The sequence below is a fragment of the Streptomyces sp. NPDC000348 genome, assembly GCF_042898795.1.
Classification (GTDB): domain Bacteria; phylum Actinomycetota; class Actinomycetes; order Streptomycetales; family Streptomycetaceae; genus Streptomyces.
The window spans coordinates 1-22,212 of sequence record NZ_JBIAZD010000014.1; the positions used below are offsets into that span (position 1 = coordinate 1).

Here is a 22,212-nt window from a genome sequence, read left to right on the forward strand (position 1 = left end):
ACTTCTCCCGCTTCGCCCAGCCCACCGAGCTCGACCTCAGCGCCTTCGGGGGACGGCACCCGGTCGAGCTCTTCGGCGGGGTGCGCTTCCCGGCCGTCGGCGAACTGCCGTACCTGCTGACCCTCGGGGGCCACGGCTTCTACTGGTTCCGGCTCACCCGAGTCGCATCCCGCATCGGCCGACGCCTGTGAGCGTGTGCCGGGGAGAGGAGGCGTCACCATGACGAAGACCGCTTTCCTGCGGCCGCGAAGCGCGCCCGCCGAGCCCATGGAGTCGCTCACCGGGCTGCTGCGCGAGTGGCTGCCGCTGCAACGCTGGTTCGCCGGCAAGGACCGGCCCGTCACCGACCTCGGCGTGCTGTCGATGACGGAGCTGTTCCCGGGCTGTCTGCACGTACTGGTGCACGCCGGTCACGGAGGCGTGCCCTCACCCGGCGGCGCGGTCCCGGCCGGCGACTGCTACCAGCTCCTCCTCGGCGTACGGGAGCACCCCTCGCCGCGGCTCGGCAAGGCGCTCATCGGCAGGGTGCCGGCCGGCCGGCTGGCCGGACTGACGGTCTACGACGCCCTCCACGACCCGCGCGCCGCCCAGCTGCTCCTGGAGCGGCTGCGCCACCCCGGCGCGGCGGGCCCGCTGCGCTTCGAGTGCGACGGCTCCCAGCAGGTGCCCGCCGGACTGGTGCCGCGCCTGATGACCGCCGAGCAGTCCAACTCCTCGCTGGTGTACGGCGACGAGTACATCCTGAAGGTGTTCCGGCGCATCCAGCCCGGTGTCAATCCGGATCTGGAGGTGCCCGGGGCGCTGGCCCGGCAGGGCTGCCACCGGGTGCCCGCCCCGGTGGCCTGGATGTGCACCACGCATCCGTTCAAGGCGACGCTCGGCGTGCTCCAGCCGTATCTGCGCAACGCCTCCGACGGCTGGACGCTGGCCCTCGACGCGCTCGCCTCCGGTGACGACTTCACCGCGCAGTCGCACGCCCTCGGCCGGGCCACGGCGGACGTCCATCTGGCGCTGTCCTCGGCCTTCCCCATCGGCGCGCCGGGCGAGAACGGGCGGACGGCGGCGGCGATGACCGAGCGGCTGACCGCCGCGGCGCACGCCGTCCCCGCGCTCCAGCCGTTCGTGCCGGGGCTGCGGACCGCCTTCGCCGCCCTGGCCACCTGCGACGCCGGGCCGCCCGCCCAGCGCATCCACGGCGACCTGCACCTGGGGCAGGTACTGCGGGCGGGGCGCGAGTGGTTCGTCATCGACTTCGAGGGCGAGCCGTCCCGGCCGCTCTCCGAACGGCGCAGCGCCCACTCCCCGGTGCGGGACATCGCCGGGATGCTGCGCTCCTTCGACTACGCCGCCCGCCAGCGCCGCCCCTGGCGCCCGGAGTGGGCGCGCCGCTGCCGTGAGGCCTACTGCGCGGGCTACGCCGCCCGTGCCGGCTGGGACCCGCGCAAGAAGCACGGCCTGCTCCGCGCCTACGAGACGGACCGGGCCGTGTACGAGGTGCTGTACGAGGCCCGGCACCGACCCGACTGGCTGCCCGTACCCATGGCGGCGATCGAGCGCCTCGCCGTGAGAGGAGACTGAAGCCGTGGCCCTGCGTGACACCCCGCTTCCCGAGTCGGCCGGGCCCGTCCCGTCCGCCGCCGCGCCCCCCGGCGCCGCCCCCGCCCTCGACCCGGCCGACCGGGGGCGCCTGCTGGCGGGCGCCCACCACGATCCGCACGCGCTGCTCGGCGCCCATCCGGTGCCCGGCGGGATCGCCTTCAGGGCGCTGCGCCCCTTCGCGCGTGAGGTGAGCGTGATCGTCGGGGGCAAGCGCACCCCGCTCGTGTCGGAGGGCGACGGCCTCTTCTCCGCCGTACTGCCGCTGGCCGCGATCCCGGCGTACACCCTGGCGGTGGCCTACGAGGGCGACGAGCCGGTCGAGACGCACGACCCGTACCGGTTCCTGCCCGCGCTCGGCGAGCTCGACCTGCACCTGATCGGCGAGGGCCGGCACGAGGAGCTGTGGACGGCGCTCGGCGCGCACCCCATGACCCACCAGGGCGTCACCGGCACCCGTTTCACGGTGTGGGCGCCGAACGCGCGGGGCGTGCGGGTCGCCGCCGACTTCACCCACTGGGACGGCACGGCGTTCCCGATGCGCTCGCTCGGCTCGTCCGGGGTGTGGGAGCTGTTCCTGCCCGGTGTCGGCGAGGGCACCTGCTACAAGTTCGAGATCCACTCCCGCCACGGCCACCGGTTCCTCAAGGCCGACCCGATGGCGCGGCGCACGGAGGAGCCGCCGAACACGGCGTCCGTCGTGACGGCCTCGCACTACGAGTGGGGCGACGCCGAGTGGTTCGCGCGGCGGGCGGCGACGCCCGTGCACGAGGCGCCGTTCTCGGTGTACGAGGTGCACCTGCCGTCCTGGCGGCCCGGTCTGACCTACCGCGAACTCGCCGAGGCGCTCCCGGCGTACGTCAAGGACCTCGGCTTCACCCACGTGGAGCTGATGCCGGTCGCCGAGCACCCCTTCGGCGGCTCCTGGGGCTACCAGGTCACCGGCTTCTACGCGCCGACCGCGCGGCTGGGCACCCCGGACGACTTCCGGTACCTGGTCGACGCCCTGCACCGGGCCGGCATCGGTGTGATCATGGACTGGGTGCCGGCGCACTTCCCGAAGGACGACTGGGCGCTGGCCCGGTTCGACGGGGAGCCGCTGTACGAGCCCGGGGACTCCCGGCGCGCGGAGCACCCCGACTGGGGGACGTACACCTTCGACTTCGCCCGCACCGAGGTGCGCAACTTCCTGGTCGCGAACGCCGTGTACTGGTGCGAGGAGTTCCACATCGACGGGCTGCGGGTGGACGCGGTCGCCTCCATGCTCTACCTGGACTACTCGCGCGAGGACGGCGGGTGGGAGCCGAACGCGTACGGCGGCCGGGAGGACCTGGCGGCGATGGCGTTCCTGCAGGAGATGAACGCGACCGTGTACCGGCGCTGCCCCGGGGTGGTGACCATCGCGGAGGAGTCCACGGCGTGGGGCGGGGTGACCCGGCCCACCGACACCGGCGGCCTCGGGTTCGGCTTCAAGTGGAACATGGGCTGGATGCACGACTCGCTGGAGTACGTCTCCCACGAGCCGGTGCACCGCAGGTACCACCACCACGAGATGACGTTCGCGATGGTGTACGCCTACAGCGAGAACTACGTGCTGCCCATCTCGCACGACGAGGTGGTGCACGGCAAGCAGGCGCTGGTGTCGAAGATGCCGGGCGACTGGTGGCAGCGGCGCGCCACCGTGCGTGCCTACCTCGGTTTCATGTGGGCCCACCCCGGCAAGCAACTGCTTTTCATGGGCCAGGAGTTCGCGCAGGGCGCGGAGTGGTCCGAGAAGCAGGGCCCGGAGTGGTGGCTGCTCGACGACGGGTACCACTCGGCGGGTGACCACCGCGGGGTGCGGGACCTGGTGCGCGATCTCAACGCCCGCTACCGGGCGACCCCGGCGCTGTGGCAGCGCGACACCGACCCGTCCGGTTTCCGGTGGGTGTCGGTCGACGCGGCCGACGACAACGTCTTCGCGTTCCTGCGGTACGACGCCGGGGGCCGGCCGCTGCTCGCGGTGTCGAACTTCTCCCCCGTGGTCCGGCACGACTACCCGCTCGCCGTCGGCGACGAGGTGATCGCCTGGCAGGAGGTCCTCAACACCGACGCCGCGCGCTACGGCGGCGGGGACGTCACCGACCCGGACCCGGTCAAGCCCGAGGACGGCACCCTCCGGCTCACGCTGCCGCCGCTCGCGACGATGTGGCTGACGCCGGTCATCCCGTGAGAGTCCGCTGCCGCCACCAGGTGTCCGACGCCCCGACCGGGGCATCCGGGGTCGTACGGCCGAGGGCTTCTCGGCGTGACGACAGGACACAGAAGGGCGGCACCAGGTGCGCACCGTCGGAGTGGAGGAGGAGCTCCTCCTGGTCGATCCGGAGAGCGGGGAACCGCGGGCGATGTCCGCGGCGGTCCTCGCCCGCGCCGCCCGGGACGGCGCGGAGGAGGACGTCTTCGAGAAGGAACTGCACGAGCAGATGCTGGAGTTCGCCACGCATCCGCAGTCCTCGATGGAGAGCCTGCACGCGGAGATCGTCCGCTGCCGCGAGGAGGCCGCCGGGCACGCGGGGAAGATCGGCTGCGCCGTCGCCGCCCTCGCCACCTCGCCGCTGCCGGTGAGCCCGGCCATCGGCGTCAACCGGCGGTACCGGTGGATGGAGGAGCAGTACGGCATCGCCACCCGGGAACAGCTCGTCATGGGCTGCCACGTCCATGTGTCCGTCGAGTCCGACGAGGAGGGCGTCGGGGTCGTGGACCGGCTGCGGCCCTGGCTGTCGGTGCTGGCGGCGCTGAGCGCGAACTCGCCGTTCTGGCAGGGCAAGGAGACGGGGTACAGCAGCTACCGCAGCCGGGTCTGGCAGCGCTGGCCGTCGGCCGGTCCGACCGAGCCGTTCGGCTCGGCCGAGCGCTACCACCGGCGGGTCGCCGACATGGTGGCCACCGGCGTCGTCCTCGACGAGAAGATGGCCTACTTCGACGCCCGGCTGTCCCAGCAGTACCCGACGGTGGAGATCCGCGTCTCCGACGTCTGTCTGCACGCGGAGACGGCGGCGCTGATCGCCACCCTCGCCCGCGGGCTGGTGGAGACCGCGGCCCGTGAGTGGCGGGCCGGCCGGGAGCCGGCGGACCCCGGCGTCAGCCTGCTCCGGCTGGCCGCCTGGCAGGCGGCCCGCTCGGGACTGACGGGCGAGCTGCTGCACCCGGAGACCATGCGCCGCATGCCCGCCGAGACGGTCGTGCGGGCCCTGCTCGACCACGTCGCCGGGGCCCTGGAGGACACCGGCGACCTGGAGCGCGCCCGCGAGGGCTGCGCACGCCTGCTGCGCGACGGCAACGGGGCGCAGGTGCAGCACGCCCTGCTGGAACGCACGGGGAGTCTGCGGGACGTCGTCACGGAGTGCGTACGGCACACCCAGGGGGCGGGGCGTACGGAGGCCGCTCCTCGCGGGTAGGGGGCGTCAGAAGATGAGGATGAGGGCGTAGGCAAGGAAGAACGCCGCGATCAGCACCACGAGGACGAGGATCGCCGCAAGCGGGCCCTTGGCCCACCCCCTGGTCGGGTTGTGCGTCTCCCGGGGGCCCGCCTCGGGCATGCTGCTCTCCGCGGGCGGGGTCTCGCCCGGGGGGACGCCACCGCCCGGTTCGAGGCCGGTACTGCGTTCCGGTTCGGGATCTGGATTGACGTAACTCATGCCGTCCGGGTCCCCCGAAAGCGCCGAGATCATCAGTGCGGACACACTTGTCTCGATCCCGGCACGGGGGAGCCCCGGCTCGGCTAGATTCGGGCACCGCCGATGACGCCGCTCATCGGCCGCGTCACAGCCCGTACACGTCAGGAGCAGCGCATGCGCGACCTCGCTCTCGCTCCCCCATCCGCCTCGCCCCTGACCGGTGGCCTCGCCGACAGTCTCTTCGAGACGGCGGCCGAGAGCCCCACCCTGCCGCTGCTCGCCCACCGTCCCCACCCGGCCTCCGCCACCTGGGAGCAGATCACCGCCGTCGAGTTCCGCGACGAGGTCGTCGCCGTGGCCAAGGGCCTGGTGGCGTCCGGGATCTCGCCCGGCACGCGGGTGGCGATCATGGCGCGCACCCGCTACGAGTGGACCCTCCTGGGCCACGCCCTGTGGACGGTGGGCGCCGAGGTCGTCCCCGTCTACCCGACCTCCTCGCGCGAACAGGTGGAGTGGATCCTGCGGGACTCCGGCTGTGTGGCCGTGCTGGTGGAGGACGAGCAGGGCGTGATGACCGTGGGGTCCGTGTGCGCCGCGCTGCCGCGGCTGCGGCACGTCTGGCAGCTGGACGCGGGCGCGCTGGACCAGCTGGCGGCGCGCGGCGAGTTCATCCCGGTGGCCACGGTCGACTCGATGCGCCGCATCGTCCTGCCGGACTCCACGGCCGTCGTCGCCTACACCTCCGGCACGTCCGGCCGCGCCAGGGGCTGCGCGCTGAGCCACCGCGGCCTGGCCTTCATGAGCGACACCCTGCTGGCGGGCTGGGGCCACGTCACGGCGCCCCCGGGCGAGCAGGCCGCCGTCCTCGCCTTCCTGCCCTTCTCCCACGTCTACGGCCTGATGATCCAGGTGCTGTGCGTGCGCGGCGGGCTGCTGATGGGACACGAACCCGACATCGGCGGGGAGTCCCTCGCCTCGGCCCTGCGCACCTTCCGGCCCACCTATCTGTACGCCGTCCCGTCCCTGCTGGAGAAGATCTACAAGAACTTCCTGCGCGCGGCACAGCTGTCGGGCCGCGGCGCCCTGTTCGAGCGGGCGGCCGGCACCGCACGGGACTTCGCCGCCGCGCTGGAGCGGCAGCGGCTGGGCCGCGGCGCGGGGCCGGGCCTCGACCTGCGGCTGCAGCACGCCCTGTACGAGCGCACGGTCTACCGCAGGCTGCGGGAGTCACTGGGCGGCCGGGTGCTGCGGGCCACCTCCGGGGGGTCGACGCTCAACCGCGACCTGTCCCTCTTCTACGAAGGGATCGGCGTCTACGTCCACGACGGCTACGGGCTCACCGAGACCGGCGGCGGGGTGACGATGCAGCCGTTCGGGAGGGAGAAGTCCGGCACCGTCGGGCAGGCGCTGCCGGGCACCGGGATCCGGGTGGCCGACGACGGGGAGATCCTGGTGCGCGGGCCGTCGGTGTTCCAGGGGTACGTGGGGGACGAGGCCGCCACCCGGGCCGTGCTGCGCGACGGCTGGCTGGCCACGGGCGACCTGGGCCGGCTGGACGCCGAGGGCTACCTCACGATCACCGGCCGCAAGAAGGACGTCATCGTCACGAGCAGCGGCAAGAGCGTGGCGCCGACGGCCCTGGAGCAGCGGCTGCGGATGCACCCGCTGGTCCATCAGGCGGTCGTCGTGGGCGACAACCGGCCGTGTGTCGGCGCCCTGATCACGCTGGACCCGGAGTTCCTCAACGACTGGCGGGCGGCGCTGTCCCTGCCGGGCGACGCGCCGGCCCGGGAGGCACGGGAGGAGAACGCGCTGCGGGAGGAGATCGCGCGGGCGGTCGCCGCGGCCAACAGCAGCGTGTCGCGCTCGGAGTCGATCCGGGTGTTCCGGGTGCTGCCCGAGCCGTTCGACGTGGCCAACGGGCTGCTGACACCGTCGATGAAGCTGCGCCGGGACGAGATCGTGCGGCGCCACGCGCTGGAGATCGACGCGATGTACCAGTCGCGGACGCGTCCGGGGCGGACGCCGGCCGTGGACGAGTCGTCCGGCTGGGACGACTCGGACAACGTCTTCCGCTGACCGCCCGGGGAGGGCGGCCGGCCGCTGCCGCCGGTGACGGGTTTGTCACCGGCCGGGCACGGGCATGCGGGCGCTTAGGCTTCGCCCGCACGGGAACCCACAGTCCGAGGGGGCACAGAAGCGAGAGCGACTGCCCCGCGACGACGGGGCCTGGAAGGCGAGATGGCACGCGAGCCGCATAGGGACAGGACACTGGCTGCCGAGGACATCACGAGCCGCATCGCCAGCTTCCCGGGGGAGCTGCACGATGTGACGGACGCACGTCTGGTCGCGGAGGAGTTCCTCTTCGACCTGTCCCGTGTGTCGGCGCCGTCGGCTCCCGAGCACTGGGACGACATCCTCCTGGTGGTCACGGAGCTGGCCGCCAACGCGGTCCAGTACGCGCCGGGCCCGTTCCAGCTGCGGCTGCGCAGGACGTTCGACGGCGTGCACGTGGTGATGCACGACACCAGCACCACCGAGCCGGCCCCGCGGCCCTTCCATCCCCACCGCGGCGGCGGCGGCATCGGCTGGCATCTGATCCACACGCTGTGCGATCAGGTCAGCGTCGTCGGCAACGAGCACGGCAAGGACATCCACGTCTTCCTGCCCTGGTGAGGCTACGCCGGCGCGTCGCGCAGGAGGACCAGCACGCTGACGGTCTTGCCGCCGCCGGGGCGCCTGCGCACGTCGATGTCCCGTACCAGCCGGATCACCAGGGGCCAGCCGTAACCGCTGCCGCGGTGCACGGCCGGCAGGGCGCCGGTTCCGCCGGCGGCCTCGGGGACGACGTCGCTGTGGTCGTGGATGGCGATCCGTACGCCGTCCCCCGTCACCCGCGCGTCGAAGCCGGCCAGTCCGGCGCCGTGCCGGATGGCGTTGGTGACCAGCTCCGACACGACGAGCGAGAGGTCGATCATGTCCTGGTGGTGCGGGGTGCGGCCCTCGGAGTCCCAGTGGGCGCGCACCGTCGCCTCGGCGTGCGCCCGCGCGTCGGCGGCACTCTCCACTCCCGTGCCGCCGGCCGGACGGGCCTGCCGTGCGGTGGTCACCCCGTGGGACTCTCGCGCGGCGGCAGTCGGTGATAGTAATCACCGACCGCGGTGAGATAGGCGGGGTCCATGGTCTCGCTGTCGGTCCGGAACCGGGGCGCCGCCTTCACCTCGGCCCTGGTGCAGGCCAGTGTCACCTGGCGTTCCCCCGGGTGGACGTCCGCGACGACGCCGACCGGCACCAGGAGGCTGCGGCCGAACACCCACACCCCGGTGTCGACGACGAGGTGCCGCATGCCGTGATGGTCGGCCTGCCGGTCCACATGGCCGATGGTGCCGTCGCTCGCGACGACGGTGTAGTCCGTGAGGTCCTGCTCCTGGACGCGGTCCAGGTCCGGCGCGTATGACCAGATGCTGTCGATGGGCACTGCTCCTTGCCTCCCCGATGACGACGGATGCCCTGGGCGACACCCGGTTCCACAGCAGCAAATACCCGGTGGGCGGGCTCGCATTCGACAGGCACGGACCAAAACCGGGCGCCGGCGGCCCGGCGCTCCCCGCGTCGGCGAAATCTTTTCGACTACCCCCTTCGAGCCGGGACATGCACGCGCTCCGGAAGTTTTTTCTGTCCGGTTCCCCCGGTGGTGCCGCGCTTTGTTCCGCACCCGCGACCTGGGTTAGCCTTCGGCGTATTTTCTCATCGCGCACATCCGTGAACTGCGGAAACGCGCACTGACTCTGGTCGGAACGAGGGTGCGCATGACCAGCAAGAGCACCGAGGAAACCGAGGTGGCACCGGGGGACCAGGAGCTGATGCGGCTCCTGGCGGGGCTGACCGCGGTACGGGACGGGGACTTCGGCACCCGGCTGCCGGACGACGCGGGCGGCCTCATGGGTGACATCGCCAAGGTCTTCAACGGGATGGTGGACCAGCTGTCGGTGTTCACCTCCGAGGTGACGCGAGTGGCCCGTGAGGTCGGCACCGAGGGGGCGCTGGGCGGCCAGGCACAGGTGCCGGGGGTCTCGGGCACCTGGGCCGACCTGACGGACTCGGTGAACGCGATGGCGGGCAACCTCACCGCGCAGGTCCGCTCCATCGCCCAGGTGACGACGGCGGTCGCCAAGGGCGACCTGTCGCAGAAGATCACCGTGGACGCCCGCGGCGAGATCCTCGAACTCAAGAACACCATCAACACGATGGTCGACCAGCTCTCCGCCTTCGCCGACGAGGTCACCCGCGTCGCCCGCGAGGTCGGCACCGAGGGCCGCCTCGGCGGCCAGGCCGACGTGCAGGGCGTCAAGGGCACCTGGCGCGATCTCACCCACTCGGTGAACTTCATGGCCGGCAACCTCACCGGCCAGGTCCGCAACATCGCGCTGGTGGCGACGGCGGTCGCCAAGGGCGACCTGTCGCAGAAGATCACCGTGGACGCCCGCGGCGAGATCCTCGAACTCAAGAACACCATCAACACGATGGTCGACCAGCTCTCCGCCTTCGCCGACGAGGTCACCCGCGTCGCCCGCGAGGTCGGCACCGAGGGCCGCCTCGGCGGCCAGGCGCAGGTGCGCGGCGTCTCCGGCACCTGGAAGGACCTCACCGACAACGTCAACGTGATGGCGTCCAACCTGACCGGCCAGGTCCGCTCCATCGCCCAGGTCGCCTCCGCGGTGGGCCGGGGCGACCTGTCGCAGCGGATCAGGGTCGAGGCGGCCGGCGAGGTCGGGGCGCTGGCCGACGTCATCAACACCATGGTCGACACGCTGTCGGCCTTCGCCGACGAGGTCACCCGCGTCGCCCGCGAGGTCGGCACCGAGGGCCGCCTCGGCGGCCAGGCGCACGTGCCCCATGTCGCGGGCACCTGGAAGGACCTCACCGACAACGTCAACTCCATGGCCAACAACCTCACCGGCCAGGTGCGCAACATCGCGCTGGTGACGACCGCCGTGGCCCTGGGCGACCTGTCGAAGAAGATCGACGTCGACGCGCGCGGCGAGATCCTGGAGCTGAAGACGACCATCAACACGATGGTCGACCAGCTCTCCGCCTTCGCCCAGGAGGTCACCCGCGTCGCCCGCGAGGTCGGCACCGAGGGCCGCCTCGGCGGCCAGGCGGAGGTCGAGGGCGTCTCGGGCACGTGGAAGCGGCTCACGGAGAACGTCAACGAGCTGGCGGGCAACCTCACCCGGCAGGTCCGCGCGATCGCCGAGGTCACCAGTGCCGTCGCCGAGGGCGATCTGACCCGCTCCGTCAACGTGGAGGCCTCCGGTGAGGTCGCCGAGCTCAAGGACAACATCAACTCGATGGTGGAGTCCCTGCGCGAGACCACCCGGGCCAACCAGGAGCAGGACTGGCTCAAGACCAACCTCGCCCGGGTCTCCGGCCTGATGCAGGGCCACCGCGACCTGCCGGTGGTCGCCGAGCTGATCATGGACGAGCTGGTGCCGCTGGTGTCGGCCCAGTACGGCGCCTTCTACCTCGCGGAGGACGGCGACGGCGGCCCCGAGCTGCGGCTCGTCGGCTCCTACGGCTACCCCGACGACGAGGGCCGGCCCACCCGGATCGCCTTCGGCCGCACCCTGGTCGGCCAGGCGGCGCGCAGCCGCCGCACCATCATGGTGGACGAGCTGCCGCCGGACTACGTCACCATCTCCTCCGGGCTCGGCCAGGTGGTGCCGACCGCGCTGGTGCTGCTCCCCATCGTGGTCGAGGGCCAGGTCCTCGGGGTCATCGAGCTGGCGTCGGTGACCCCGTTCACCCAGATCCACCAGGACTTCCTGGCCCAGCTGATGGAGACCATCGGCGTCAACGTCAACACCATCGTGGCCAACGCCCGCACCGACGAGCTGCTCGTCGAGTCGCAGCGGCTCACCGCCGAACTGCAGGAACGCTCGGCGGAGTTGCAGAGCCAGCAGGAGGAACTCCAGCACTCCAACGCCGAGCTGGAGGACAAGGCGGCGCTGCTGGCCGCGCAGAACCGGGACATCGAGGCGAAGAACCTGCAGATCGAGCAGGCCCGGCAGGAGCTGGAGGCGCGCGCCCAGCAGCTGTCGCTGGCCTCGAAGTACAAGTCGGAGTTCCTGGCGAACATGAGCCACGAGCTGCGCACCCCGCTCAACAGCCTGCTGATCCTGGCCCAGTTGCTCGCGCAGAACCCCTCGCGCAACCTCAGCCCGAAGCAGGTCGAGTACGCGCAGATCATCCACTCGGCGGGCTCGGACCTGCTGCAGCTGATCAACGACATCCTCGACCTGTCCAAGGTCGAGGCCGGAAAGATGGACGTCAGCCCCGAGCGGGTGGAACTGCGCCGGCTCATCGAGTACGTCGAGGCCACCTTCCGGCCGATGACGACGCAGAAGAGCCTGGACTTCGCCGTGACGACGGCTCCGGGCGCGCCGGCCGACCTGCTCACCGACGACTCGCGGCTGCGGCAGGTGCTGCGCAATCTGCTGTCCAACGCGGTCAAGTTCACCGAGCGGGGCGGCGTGGAGCTGCGGATCGAGCCGGCGCCGGACGACGAGGTGCCCAGCGGGGTGCTGCGGGGCGGGTCCGTGGTGGCCTTCCGGGTGCAGGACACCGGTGTGGGCATTCCCGAGCAGCATCTGGAGGCGATCTTCGGCGCCTTCCAGCAGGCGGACGGCACGACGAGCCGCAAGTACGGGGGCACCGGGCTCGGTCTGTCCATCACCCGGGAGATCGCCCATCTGCTGGGCGGCGCGGTGACGGTGGACAGCGTCGCGGGCCAGGGCAGCACGTTCACCCTGTTCCTGCCCGTGGCCCGGCCGGACTTCGAGGAGCTGCTGCGGCCCTCCCCGGCCCCGGACGGGGAGCTGGGCGAGGTCCTGCCGGAGGTGCCGGCCCGGCACCTGCCGGCGATCGAGACGGGGCCGGGGTCCGGCCGGCGTCCGCGGCGGCTGCTCGTCGTGGAGGAGCGGCCCCGGGGCCTGCTGACCCTGGTCGCGGAGAGCGTCGTGCAGGACGTCGCGCACGGCGGCGGCGCCTCCCGGCCGTCGGTCGACATCCTCACCGCCGTCGGCGCCCAGGAGGCGGCCGGCGCGCTGGCCGCCGACCCGTGCCACTGCGTGGTGCTGGAGCTCGGCATGGCCCAGGAGGAGGTGACCCGGTTCCTGGAGGCGCTGCGCGGCGACTCCGCCCTGGCGAGCGTGCCGGTGCTGGTGCACAGCGGCCACCGTGCCGACGCGTCGGTGGAGGCGGAGCTGCGGTCCCGTGCCGAGGGCACCGCGCTGGAGTTCCTGTCCAGCCTCGACGAGCTGCGCGAACGCATCGCCCTGCACCTCTCCGCGGAGGAGCCCGGCGACGTGCTGTCGCTGGTGCGGCCCGACGAGCCGCAGCGGCCGGCGCCGCAGACCGTCGTGGACGGCTCGTTCTCCGGCCACACCCTCCTCGTCGTCGACGACGACGCGCGCAACCTCTTCGCGCTCAGCGGGATCCTGGAGCTGCACGGCTTCCGGGTGCTGCACGCGGAGAACGGCCGCAAGGGCATCGAGCAACTGGTGAACAACCCCGACGTGGCGCTCGTGCTGATGGACGTGATGATGCCCGAGCTGGACGGCTACGCCGCCACGGCCGAGATCCGCTCCATGCCGCAGTACGCCGATCTGCCCATCATCGCCGTCACCGCGAAGGCGATGCCCGGGGACCGGGAGAAGAGCATCGCCTCGGGAGCCAGCGACTACGTCACCAAACCGGTCGACACCCAGGACCTGATCGCCTGCGTCCGCCGCTGGCTGCCGGCATGAGCCCCGTCGCAGGGCCCCGCCTCCGAGGAGCGTGCGCACAGTGAGCATCAGTGAGCATCAGGGCGAGCCGCAGGCCGGCGGGTCCGGACTGGAACGGCCGTCGGCCGGACCCGCCGGGGTGTCCGCGGACTCGCCGGTGGGCAGGCTGGCGGCCACCGTGGACCGGCTCAGCCGGGAGGTGCGGGCCGCGCAGGCCGAGGCCGAGGGCCGGGCGCTGATCGAACTCGCCAAGGGCATCCTCGTCGAACGGCTGGGGTGCGGTCCCTCGCAGGCCGCCCGCCAGCTCGCCGAACTGACCGAGCAGGCCGGGACGACCCAGCTGGAGTTCGCGGTCGAGGTCATCAACCAGGCCGCCCGGGACCGGATGTCCGAGGTGACGGACGCCTTCCTGGCCGCCACCCGGGCCGCCGAGGAGGCCGGGCCGGACCCCGCGGCCGTGCGGCTGCGCGCGGCCGAGAGCGGGGTGCTGGCGGCGGGCGACACCCAGGCCGTGGCCGAGTCCCTGCTGGCGCAGGCGCTGCGTCCGCTGGGCGCGGTGGCGGTGGCGATCTGGGCGGCCGGCGCCGACGGATCGCTCACCCTGGCGGGCAGCGCCGGTTTCTCCCCCGCGGAGGCGGCGCGCTGGTACTACGTGCCGCCGGACGTGGCGACGGTCGCCCGGTGCGGTCTCGCGGAGCGCGACGGCCTGTGGATCACCTCGCTGGCCGACCGGGGCCTGCCCAGCGTCGGCCGGCACCACCACCCGGACGGCGGCCGGGCGGCCCTGCCCGCCGGTACGGGGGGCCGCGTGTACGGCGTGCTGGAGATCGTCTGGCCGGCTCCGCTGCCCGAGCAGCCGCCGCAGATCGTGCGCCAGGTGGAGGCCCTGGCGGAGCTGTGCGCGCACACCCTGGAGATGTACAAGGCGCCGAGCGGCCCGGCCCAGCAGCCCCGGGTGCTGCCGGACGCCGCGGAGCTGATGGACCTGGCCGACGGGCTGTACGACCCGGCTCTCGTCCTGGTGCCGCACCTGGACACGGACGGGAACCTGCTGGACTTCCGCATCCAGCACGTCAACAGCCGCTTCCTGGACCCGGCGGGCCGGCCGCGCGCCATGGTCAGCGGTGCGCTGCTCCTGGAGGCGTACCCGATGGCCGCCGGGGACAGCGAGCTGTTCCAGCGGATCGAACGGGTGTACGCCACGGGGGAGCCGTTCCGCGCCCGGCGCATGAACCTGACCGCCCTCGTCGACCAGGTGCCGCTGGCGTCGATCGCGGACATCAGCGTCAGCCGGCACGGCTCCGGCATCCTGTTCATCTGGCGGATCGAGGACGAGACGGCCCGCCTGGCGAGCCTGCTCCAGCACGCCCAGCGGCTCGGCCGGATCGGCGGTTTCGAGGAGAACCTGCTGACCGGGGAGATCACCTGGAACGGGCAGCTCTTCGACCTGTACGGACGTCCCGAGTCCAGCCTGCCGGTGCCGCTGCAGGAACTGCCGGCGCACGCCCACCCGGACGACGCCGTCACCATCGGCCGCTTCCTGCGCACGCTGCTGCACCACCGGCGCCCGGCGTCGGCGGCCTTCCGGCTGCAACGGCCGGACGGGGTGACCCGGCACATCCGGGTCGTCGCCGAACCGGTCCTGGACACCGACGGCAGGCTGCTCACCACCCGCGGCGCCTACCAGGACATCTCCGCCCAGCACTGGACCGAGGTGGCGCTGGCGGCCACCCGCGACCAGCTGGCGCACACCGAGCAGCAGGCCAGCGAGCGCGACCGGCTGGCGCTGCAGCTGCAGCGCGCCATCATGCCGCCCACCCAGGCTCCGCTTCAGGTGCCCGACCTCGACGTGGCCGTCCGCTACCGGCCCGCGGAGGCCGAGCAGCTGGTGGGCGGCGACTGGTACGACGCCGTGGTGCTGCCGTCCGGGCTGGTGCTGCTGTGCGTGGGCGACGTCGCCGGCCACGGCATAGAGGCGGCGACCAGCATGGTCGTCCTGCGCAACGCGCTGCGCGGCCTCGCGGTCACCGGGGCGGGCCCCGGGCAGCTGCTGTCCTGGCTGAACATCGTGACGCACCATCTGACCGGCGGCGTCACCGCCACCGCCGTGTGCGGCCTGTACGACCCCGACTCGCGCACGCTGCGGTGGGCCCGTGCGGGTCATCTGCCGCCGGTGCTGGTGCGGGACTCCGAGGCCGCTCCGCTGCCGCTGGTGCGCGGGCTGCTGCTCGGCGCCGTACCGGAGGCGGTGTACGAGGAGTCGGAGGTGCAGCTGGCCGCCGAGGACAACCTGCTGATGTACACGGACGGTCTGATCGAGCGCCGGGACCGCAGCGTGGAGGAGTCGCTGACCCATCTGCTGACCACCGCCGTCACGGCCCCGGACACGCTCGACCAGCGGCTGGACCGGCTGCTCACGTACAGCAGGTCGGACACGGACGACGACACCTGCATCGTGGGCATCCGGGTCGGCTGAGCCGGGAGCCTCGGCCGGGCGGGCGGGCCGAGGCATGACCGGGCGATTCGGGGGTACGCGCGGCTGCGCGACGAATGGCTTGATCACTTTTGCTGGAGGTACTCGTGCCCATTGCCCAGGACCCGTTGTCCGTCGAGGTGACCCTGCCGCGTGAGGACGTGGCGCTGCTCACGGTGGAGGGGTACTTGGACGTCGACACGGCGACCGAGTTCCAGCACCACCTGGCGAACCAGCTCCATCACGGCCGCCGGCACTTCCTGCTCGACCTGTCGGCGGTCCCCTTCATGGACTCGTCCGGCATGAACATCATCCTCCGGGTCTACCAGGAGGCCCGCGAACTGCCGGGGAGCGTGCACATCATCTCCCCCACCCCCGCGGTGCGCCGCATCCTGGACCTGACGGGCGTGAGCATCACCGTGCCCGTCTCGGAGAGCGTCGACGAGGCGCTGGAGCGGGTGGACGGGCTGCCGGGGGCCCCGGTCGAACCGGAGGCCTGAGCGCGGTCCGCGGGGTCCGGCGCCCACGGCGCCGGAGCCTGATGAGAGTGGCCACCCGGCCAAGGCCGCACCGTGGTCCCGGCGTTCGGGCACGGTCGCGGCGCGACGATCGACGAGGAGAAGAGGCAGGTGCCGGAGCACGAAGCGGGCGGTTCGCTCGGAACGCCGACGCACGAGGTCAGGGACTTCCTGCGGCGCCGGCGCGAGCAGATCGCCCAGCGGTGGGCGGACGAGCCCCTGTTCCGTACGGTGTTCACGGTCTCGCGGGACGAGGCGGTGGAGGCGGGGAAGGCGGTCGTCGACGCGCTGGCCCGGGTCGCCGACGCGCAGCGGGTCGAGGACCCGGACGCCGCGGGCTTCTCGACGGTGCGTGAGCAGCTGGCGCGGATGGGGGCGGCCCGCTCCCGCGCGGGGCTGTCGGCCACCCAGGTGGCGAGCGAGCTGGCCGCGCTGCGGCCGCCGGTGGAGAACCTCCTGGTCGCCGATCTGGGCCAGGCCCCGCCCGAGGCGCTGCGCGAGTGCTCGACCGCGCTGAACGTGCTCATGGGGACACTGCGCCTGGTGGCCATGCAGACGGCGCTGAGCGAGGGGCAGGCCCTCATCGACCGGCAGCGGCTCCAGCTGCTGGAGGTGGCGACGCCGGTGATCAGGCTCTGGGACGGCATCGTGGCGGTGCCGCTGATCGGGACGCTGGACAGCGCCCGCAGCCAGGTGGTGATGGAGGCCCTGCTGAACGCGGTCGTCGACCAGCACGCCCGGTTCGCGATCCTCGACATCACCGGTGTGCCGACGGTCGACTCCCTGGTCGCGCAGCACCTGATGAAGACGGTCGCCGCGGCCCGGCTGATGGGCGCGGAGTGCGTGGTGTCCGGCATCCGCCCGGCGATCGCGCAGACCATCGTGCACCTCGGTCTGGACCTCGGCACGGTGAAGACCCGGGCGAGCCTCGCCGACGCGCTCGGGTACTGCCTGCACGAGCTGGGGACGAACATCGTGGACGCGGCGCCCGACGGTGCGGGCCGCCGGTGAGCGAGGGGTTCTCCCGCCCGGTCGCGGGACATGTGCCGGTCCTCAGGCTCGGCGACGTTCTGCTGGTCACCCTCCAGGGGGACCTGTACGACAGCACGGCGCACCGGTTGCAGCAGGACCTCTCCGAGACGATCGCCCGCAGCGGGGTCACGGGGGTGGTCATCGACATCTCCGGTGTGGAGATCGTCGACTCCTTCCTCGGACGGGTGCTGGCCGATATCGCGGCGCAGAGCGAACTGCTGGCCGCGCGCACCGTGGTGGCCGGCATACGGCCCGCGGTCGCCGTCACCCTGGTGGAGCTGGGCCTGACGCTGCCCGGGATGCGGACCGCGCTCACCACCGAGCTGGCGATGGAGCTCCTCGCGCGGCCCGTCGTGACGTCGCGTTCCGGCGGCATGGGCGAGGAGAGCCCGTGATGCACACCGCAGCGGACGTCGAGGCCCGTCTGCCCATCCGGTCGGACATGGACCTGGTGTGGGTGCGTCAGCACGTGCGGCAGGCCGCCGCCCGGCTCGGCTTCGGTCTGGTGGACCAGACGAAACTGGTGACCGCCGCCAGCGAACTGGCCCGCAACACCCTGGTGCACGGCGGGGGCGGTCTGCTGGAGGCGTCGCACGTCACCACCGGCGGGGCCGACGGGCTGCGGCTGGTCTTCAGCGACTCGGGCCCCGGCATCCCCGATCTCGACCGGGCGCTCAGCGACGGCTACACCTCCGGCGACGGACTGGGGATGGGGCTGGGCGGCGCGCGGCGCCTGGTGCACGACTTCGAGGTCGAGAGCGCCCCGGGGGCGGGGACCACGGTGCGGGTGACGTCCTGGGTGGCCCGGCCGCCACGTCAGCGTGAGGACGTCTGATGCCCCGCGTCCGTTACCTGCCGGTGCAGGACTCCACCCGGGTGCGTGACGTCCGGGTCGCGGCGGAGGAGACCGCGGCGGCGGCCGGGCTCGACGAGCGGCGCACCGCCGCCGCGGCGCTGGTGGCGACCGAGCTCGCCACCAATCTCCTCAAGCACGCGCAGGCGGGAGAGATGCTGGTCGACCTCGTGGACCCGCCCGTCCTGAGGGAGGGCCGGCCGGGACGGGCCGTGCAGATCACCGCGCTCGACCACGGGCCGGGCATCTCCGACGTGGCCGGTGCGCTGCGGGACGGGTTCTCCACCGCCCGCTCGCTCGGCGCGGGCCTCGGCACCTGCCGTCGGCTGGCCGACGACTTCGGTCTGCACAGCGCGCCCGGCCGGGGCACCGTGGCGGTGGCCCGCATCGGCCCCGCCGCCGGCGAGGGCTGCGCCGAGGCCCCCGGCGTGCGCGCCGGCGGCGTGAACGTCCCGTTCGCCGGGGCGGACTTCTCGGGGGACGCCTGGACCTGGGTCGGGTCCGGTGACCGGCTGACCCTGATGCTGGCCGACGGGCTGGGCCACGGGAGCGAGGCGGCGCGTGCCTCGACCGCCGCCGTCGAGGAGCTGCGCCACTGGGCCCGGCTCCCGCCCGCCGAGTGTCTGCCGAAGCTCCACGCGGCGCTGGCCGGCACCCGGGGCGCGGCCGTCGCCGTGGCGCAGCTCGACACCCGGGCCGGCCGGCTGCGCTTCGCGGGAATCGGCAACGTGACGGCCCGGCTGCGGGAGGGCGAACGCTGGCGGACCCTGCTGTCCCGGCCCGGCATCGTCGGGGTGCACCGGCCGCTCACCGTGCGCGAGGACGAGGTCGCCTGGACCCCGGAGAGCCTGCTGATCCTGCACACCGACGGTCTGCCCAGCCGCTGGACGCCGCTTCCGGACACCGGGCTGCCGGCGGCCGACCCGGCCGTGACGGCCGCCGTGGCCGTCCGCGACGCCGGCAGCCCCGCGCGTCCGGTGCGGGACGACACCGCCGTGGCCGTGCTGGCCCCCGCACCCCCGGACCGCCCATGACGCACACCTGGCGGATCCGGAGCGTCACGGACGCGGCACGCGCCCGGATAGCCGTGGCCCGGCTGGCCGCGGCGCACGGGGTGCCCCCCGTCGAACGCGCCCGGCTGGCCGCGGCGCTCAGCGGCCAGTTGCGGCAGTGCCTCACCAAGGGCGGCGTCTGGGTGCTCACCCTGGACGTCCCCGGCCCCTTTGCCGGGGCGGGGGCGCTGCACGCGGCGGTGACGCCGGCACCGGGCGCGGGCGCCGCCGGCCGCGCCCCGTGGACGGTGACCGTCCCGTGCCCCGAGCCGGGCCGGGCGTTCGACGCCGGTCCGGTGACGAGGGACCCGGCCGTCCTGTCCGAGGCGCTGCTGGGCGCCGACGAGGACACGGCCGTGGTGCTGGACAAACTCGCCGAGCAGGAGGAACTGGTCGCCTTCCACCGGGAGGAGCTGCACCAGACCAACCAGGGCGTCCTGGCGCTGCACGCCGAGCTGGACGCGGCGGGTCGCGCGCAGCGGGAGGCGTTCGCCGCCGAGCGCCGGGCGCGCAACGAGGCGGAGGACGCGCGCCGCAGACTGACGTTCCTCGCGGACGCGAGCGCCGTGCTGAACGCCTCGCTCAACCACGACGAGATCGTGCGCCGGCTGCCGGAACTGCTGGTGCCGCGGTACGCCGACCACGTCGACGTGTGGCTGCTCGACCAGGAGGACGACCGGTACCGGCCCACGTCCCACCCGCGCGCGGCGGTCCGCGCGGCCCGCACCGGGCGGCCGCAGTACGCGGCCGCCCACCCCGGGGGTCTGCCCGGCGTGGACGACCAGCCCGCGTCGGCGCTGGACCCCGGCCGGCCGCTGCTGTGCATCCCGCTGCTGACCCGGCGTGCGCCGCTGGGGGTGCTGACGCTGTCGCCGCCCGGTGAGCGCTGGGACCCGGACGACGCCGTGATGCTGCTCGAGCTCGCCCGGCGGGCCGGCACCGCCATCGACAACGCCCGCCGCTTCGAGCACAACCGGGACATCGCCGAGACGCTGCAACGCGCCCTGCTCACCGACCTGCCGACGACGCCGGGCCTGAGCCTGGCCGCGCGCTACCTCCCCGCCACGCACGGGCTGAACATCGGCGGCGACTGGTACGACGCGTTCCGGCAGCGCGACGGCGGTCTGATCACCGTCATCGGCGACGTGACCGGGCACGGGCTGCACGCGGCGGTGATGATGAGCCAGCTGCGCACCGCGCTGCGCGCCTACGCCGTCGACGGCGACAGCCCCGGCCGGCTGCTGACCCGGCTGCACGGGTACCTGCGCCATCTCCAGCCCGATCTGTTCGCCACGGCGGTCATCGCGCGGTTCCATCCGGACGGGCACACCCTGACGTGGGCCGCCGCCGGTCATCCGCCTCCGGTGCTGCGGCTGCCCGACGGGCGGGTGCGCACCCTGGACGCCAAGCCCGGCGCGATGCTCGGCATCCCGCTGCAGCAGGACATCGGCGACCACACCGAGCGGCTGACGCCCGGTTCGACGCTCGCGCTCTACACGGACGGGCTGGTGGAACGGCGCGCCCGGGGCATCGACCCGGGCATCGAACGGCTCGCGGCGGCCCTGGGTTCGTTCGACTCCGCGGAGCTGGACGCGGATCTGGAGGACTCGGCGGACCGGCTCCTGCGCCCCCTGCTGAGCGACTCCGAGCGCGACGACGACGTCTGTCTGCTCCTGTGCCACCTGCGCGGCTGAACCGGCCGCGGGTCTCCTCCCGGTGCGTTCCGGTGAAGGTGCGGGCATCGTGGTGCCGAACAGGGGCACGCGTCAGTTGTCGATGTTCGAGGCAGACCGCCTGGAGCCGCAGGAAGGGATGGACACCGTGACACGACCCAGGATCCTGGTGGTGGGCGCAGGCTTCGCCGGCGTGGAGTGCGTGCGGCGGCTGGAGCGCAGGCTCGCCCCGAACGAGGCCGACCTCACGCTGGTGACGCCGTTCTCCTACCAGCTCTATCTGCCGCTGCTCCCCCAGGTGGCCTCCGGCGTGCTGACCCCGCAGTCGGTCGCGCTCTCCCTGCGCCGCAGCGAGAAGTACCGCACCCGGATCATCCCGGGCGGGGCCATCGGCGTGGACCTGAAGTCCAAGGTCTGCGTCGTACGGCTCGTCAACGGCGAGATCCTCGACGAGCCGTACGACTACATCGTGCTGGCCCCCGGCAGCGTCACCCGCACCTTCGACATCCCGGGGCTGACGGACCACGCCTTCGGACTCAAGTCGCTCGCCGAGGCCGCCTACCTCCGCGACCACGTCATCTCCCAGCTCGACCTGGCCGACGCGAGCCACGATCCGGCCGAGCGGGCCTCGCGGCTGCAGTTCGTGGTGGTCGGCGGCGGCTACGCGGGCACCGAGACCGCGGCCTGCCTCCAGCGGCTGACGCACGCCGCCGTCAAGCGCTACCCGCGGCTGGACCCGGGCCTGATCAAATGGCACCTCATCGACATCGCGCCGAAGCTGATGCCCGAACTGGGCGAGAAGCTCGGGCGCAGCGCGCAGGAGATCCTGGCCCGGCGTGGCATCGACGTCTCGCTGGGCGTCTCCATCGCTAAGGCGGGAGCCGAGGAGGTCACCTTCACCGACGGCCGGGTGGTGCCCACCCGCACCCTGATCTGGACCGCCGGCGTCGTCGCCAGCCCGCTCATCGCCACGCTCGACGCGGAGACCGTCCGGGGACGGCTCGCGGTCAACGCGGACATGTGCCTGCCGGGCCACGACGGGGTGTTCGCGCTCGGCGACTCGGCCGCGGTGCCCGACGTGGCCAAGGGCGACGACGCCGTGTGCCCGCCGACCGCGCAGCACGCCCTGCGGCAGGGCAGGCACGTCGCCGAGAACGTCATCGCGACGCTGCGGGGCCTGCCGACGCGCCCGTACGTCCACAAGGACCTCGGACTCGTGGTGGACCTCGGCGGCACCGACGCGGTGTCCAGGCCGCTCGGCGTCGAACTGCACGGCCTGCCCGCCCAGGCGGTGGCCCGCGGCTACCACTGGTCGGCGCTGCGCACCGGTGTCGCCAAGACGCGGGTGATGACCAACTGGCTGCTGAACGCGGTCGCCGGCGACGATTTCGTGCGCACCGGGTTCCAGGCGCACAAGCCGGGCAACCTGCGGGACTTCGAGTACCTGGACGCCTATCTGACGCCGGAGCAGGTGCGGGAGCACGTGGCGGAGGCGGGCCGGGCCGCACGGTGACCCGGAGGACGGGAGAGGGCTCGCGCCCGGCGCTGCCGGGGTCCGGGCGCGCGTGCGCG

18 protein-coding genes are annotated in these 22,212 nt (G+C 73.2%); 15 read left to right on the forward strand and 3 right to left on the reverse strand.

Features of this window, described 5'->3' with window-relative positions; all coding sequences use genetic code 11:
- The 4 genes from ACFY3N_RS25155 to ACFY3N_RS25170 all read left to right on the forward strand — a co-directional run.
- Positions 1 to 191, forward strand: a 191-nt coding sequence (locus ACFY3N_RS25155) for an alpha-glucosidase C-terminal domain-containing protein (protein WP_390818975.1), incomplete at its 5' end; no start/stop codon positions are given.
- 28 nt (positions 192 to 219) lie between these two features.
- Entirely contained in the window at positions 220 to 1,578 is a 1,359-nt protein-coding gene (locus ACFY3N_RS25160; RefSeq protein WP_390818976.1) for a maltokinase, read from the forward strand.
- A 4-nt stretch (positions 1,579 to 1,582) separates the two neighbouring features.
- Complete coding sequence (gene glgB / locus ACFY3N_RS25165; RefSeq protein WP_390818977.1) at positions 1,583 to 3,808, forward strand: 1,4-alpha-glucan branching enzyme; 2,226 nt, start codon at positions 1,583 to 1,585, stop codon at positions 3,806 to 3,808.
- 106 nt (positions 3,809 to 3,914) lie between these two features.
- Entirely contained in the window at positions 3,915 to 5,033 is a 1,119-nt protein-coding gene (locus ACFY3N_RS25170) for a glutamate--cysteine ligase (protein WP_390818978.1), read from the forward strand.
- 6 nt (positions 5,034 to 5,039) lie between these two features.
- Here ACFY3N_RS25170 and ACFY3N_RS25175 read toward each other — a convergent pair whose 3' ends face one another.
- The gene (locus ACFY3N_RS25175) at positions 5,040 to 5,273 is read right to left on the reverse strand and encodes a DUF6480 family protein (protein WP_390818979.1); all 234 of its coding nucleotides are present in this window, start codon (positions 5,271 to 5,273) and stop codon (positions 5,040 to 5,042) included.
- 153 nt (positions 5,274 to 5,426) lie between these two features.
- Here ACFY3N_RS25175 and ACFY3N_RS25180 point away from each other — a divergent pair, with 153 nt between their 5' ends.
- Both ACFY3N_RS25180 and ACFY3N_RS25185 read left to right on the forward strand, forming a co-directional pair.
- Complete coding sequence (locus ACFY3N_RS25180) at positions 5,427 to 7,331, forward strand: AMP-dependent synthetase/ligase (RefSeq protein WP_390818980.1); 1,905 nt, start codon at positions 5,427 to 5,429, stop codon at positions 7,329 to 7,331.
- A gap of 162 nt (positions 7,332 to 7,493) precedes the next feature.
- Positions 7,494 to 7,928: an ATP-binding protein gene (locus ACFY3N_RS25185; protein ID WP_390818981.1), complete on the forward strand. Its 435-nt coding sequence runs from the start codon at positions 7,494 to 7,496 to the stop codon at positions 7,926 to 7,928.
- Between the two features lie 2 nt (positions 7,929 to 7,930).
- Here the strand turns inward: ACFY3N_RS25185 and ACFY3N_RS25190 are convergent, their stop codons facing one another.
- Complete coding sequence (locus ACFY3N_RS25190) at positions 7,931 to 8,362, reverse strand: ATP-binding protein (protein WP_390818982.1); 432 nt, start codon at positions 8,360 to 8,362, stop codon at positions 7,931 to 7,933.
- The gene (locus ACFY3N_RS25195) at positions 8,359 to 8,730 is read right to left on the reverse strand and encodes a PRC-barrel domain containing protein (RefSeq protein WP_390818983.1); all 372 of its coding nucleotides are present in this window, start codon (positions 8,728 to 8,730) and stop codon (positions 8,359 to 8,361) included. Before ACFY3N_RS25195 ends, ACFY3N_RS25190 begins: the two co-directional genes overlap by 4 nt.
- A 331-nt stretch (positions 8,731 to 9,061) precedes the next feature.
- On the opposite strand from ACFY3N_RS25195, the gene ACFY3N_RS25200 reads away from it, so the two are divergent.
- The 9 genes from ACFY3N_RS25200 to ACFY3N_RS25240 all read left to right on the forward strand — a co-directional run bounded on the left by ACFY3N_RS25200 (position 9,062) and on the right by ACFY3N_RS25240 (position 22,153).
- Positions 9,062 to 13,060 carry a HAMP domain-containing protein gene (locus tag ACFY3N_RS25200; protein ID WP_390818984.1) on the forward strand — a complete coding sequence of 1,333 codons (3,999 nt, stop codon included), beginning with the start codon at positions 9,062 to 9,064 and terminating at the stop codon, positions 13,058 to 13,060.
- A 40-nt stretch (positions 13,061 to 13,100) separates the two neighbouring features.
- On the forward strand, positions 13,101 to 15,515 hold the full coding sequence (locus ACFY3N_RS25205; RefSeq protein ID WP_390818985.1) for a SpoIIE family protein phosphatase: 2,415 nt from the start codon (positions 13,101 to 13,103) through the stop codon (positions 15,513 to 15,515).
- A 104-nt stretch (positions 15,516 to 15,619) separates the two neighbouring features.
- Positions 15,620 to 16,012: an STAS domain-containing protein gene (locus ACFY3N_RS25210; RefSeq protein ID WP_390818986.1), complete on the forward strand. Its 393-nt coding sequence runs from the start codon at positions 15,620 to 15,622 to the stop codon at positions 16,010 to 16,012.
- A 129-nt stretch (positions 16,013 to 16,141) separates the two neighbouring features.
- On the forward strand, positions 16,142 to 17,041 hold the full coding sequence (locus tag ACFY3N_RS25215) for an STAS domain-containing protein (RefSeq protein ID WP_390818987.1): 900 nt from the start codon (positions 16,142 to 16,144) through the stop codon (positions 17,039 to 17,041).
- The gene (locus ACFY3N_RS25220) at positions 17,038 to 17,457 is read left to right on the forward strand and encodes an STAS domain-containing protein (RefSeq protein WP_390818988.1); all 420 of its coding nucleotides are present in this window, start codon (positions 17,038 to 17,040) and stop codon (positions 17,455 to 17,457) included. The genes ACFY3N_RS25215 and ACFY3N_RS25220 overlap by 4 nt, the downstream gene beginning before the upstream one ends.
- On the forward strand, positions 17,457 to 17,897 hold the full coding sequence (locus tag ACFY3N_RS25225; protein WP_390818989.1) for an anti-sigma regulatory factor: 441 nt from the start codon (positions 17,457 to 17,459) through the stop codon (positions 17,895 to 17,897). Before ACFY3N_RS25220 ends, ACFY3N_RS25225 begins: the two co-directional genes overlap by 1 nt.
- Positions 17,897 to 18,949, forward strand: coding sequence for a SpoIIE family protein phosphatase (locus tag ACFY3N_RS25230; protein WP_390818990.1), 1,053 nt, complete (start codon positions 17,897 to 17,899; stop codon positions 18,947 to 18,949). The genes ACFY3N_RS25225 and ACFY3N_RS25230 overlap by 1 nt, the downstream gene beginning before the upstream one ends.
- The gene (locus tag ACFY3N_RS25235) at positions 18,946 to 20,661 is read left to right on the forward strand and encodes a PP2C family protein-serine/threonine phosphatase (RefSeq protein WP_390818991.1); all 1,716 of its coding nucleotides are present in this window, start codon (positions 18,946 to 18,948) and stop codon (positions 20,659 to 20,661) included. The genes ACFY3N_RS25230 and ACFY3N_RS25235 overlap by 4 nt, the downstream gene beginning before the upstream one ends.
- Before the next feature lie 118 nt (positions 20,662 to 20,779).
- Positions 20,780 to 22,153, forward strand: a complete 1,374-nt coding sequence (locus ACFY3N_RS25240) for an NAD(P)/FAD-dependent oxidoreductase (protein WP_390819162.1) — start codon at positions 20,780 to 20,782, stop codon at positions 22,151 to 22,153.
- The last annotated feature ends 59 nt before the right edge of the window (positions 22,154 to 22,212 follow it).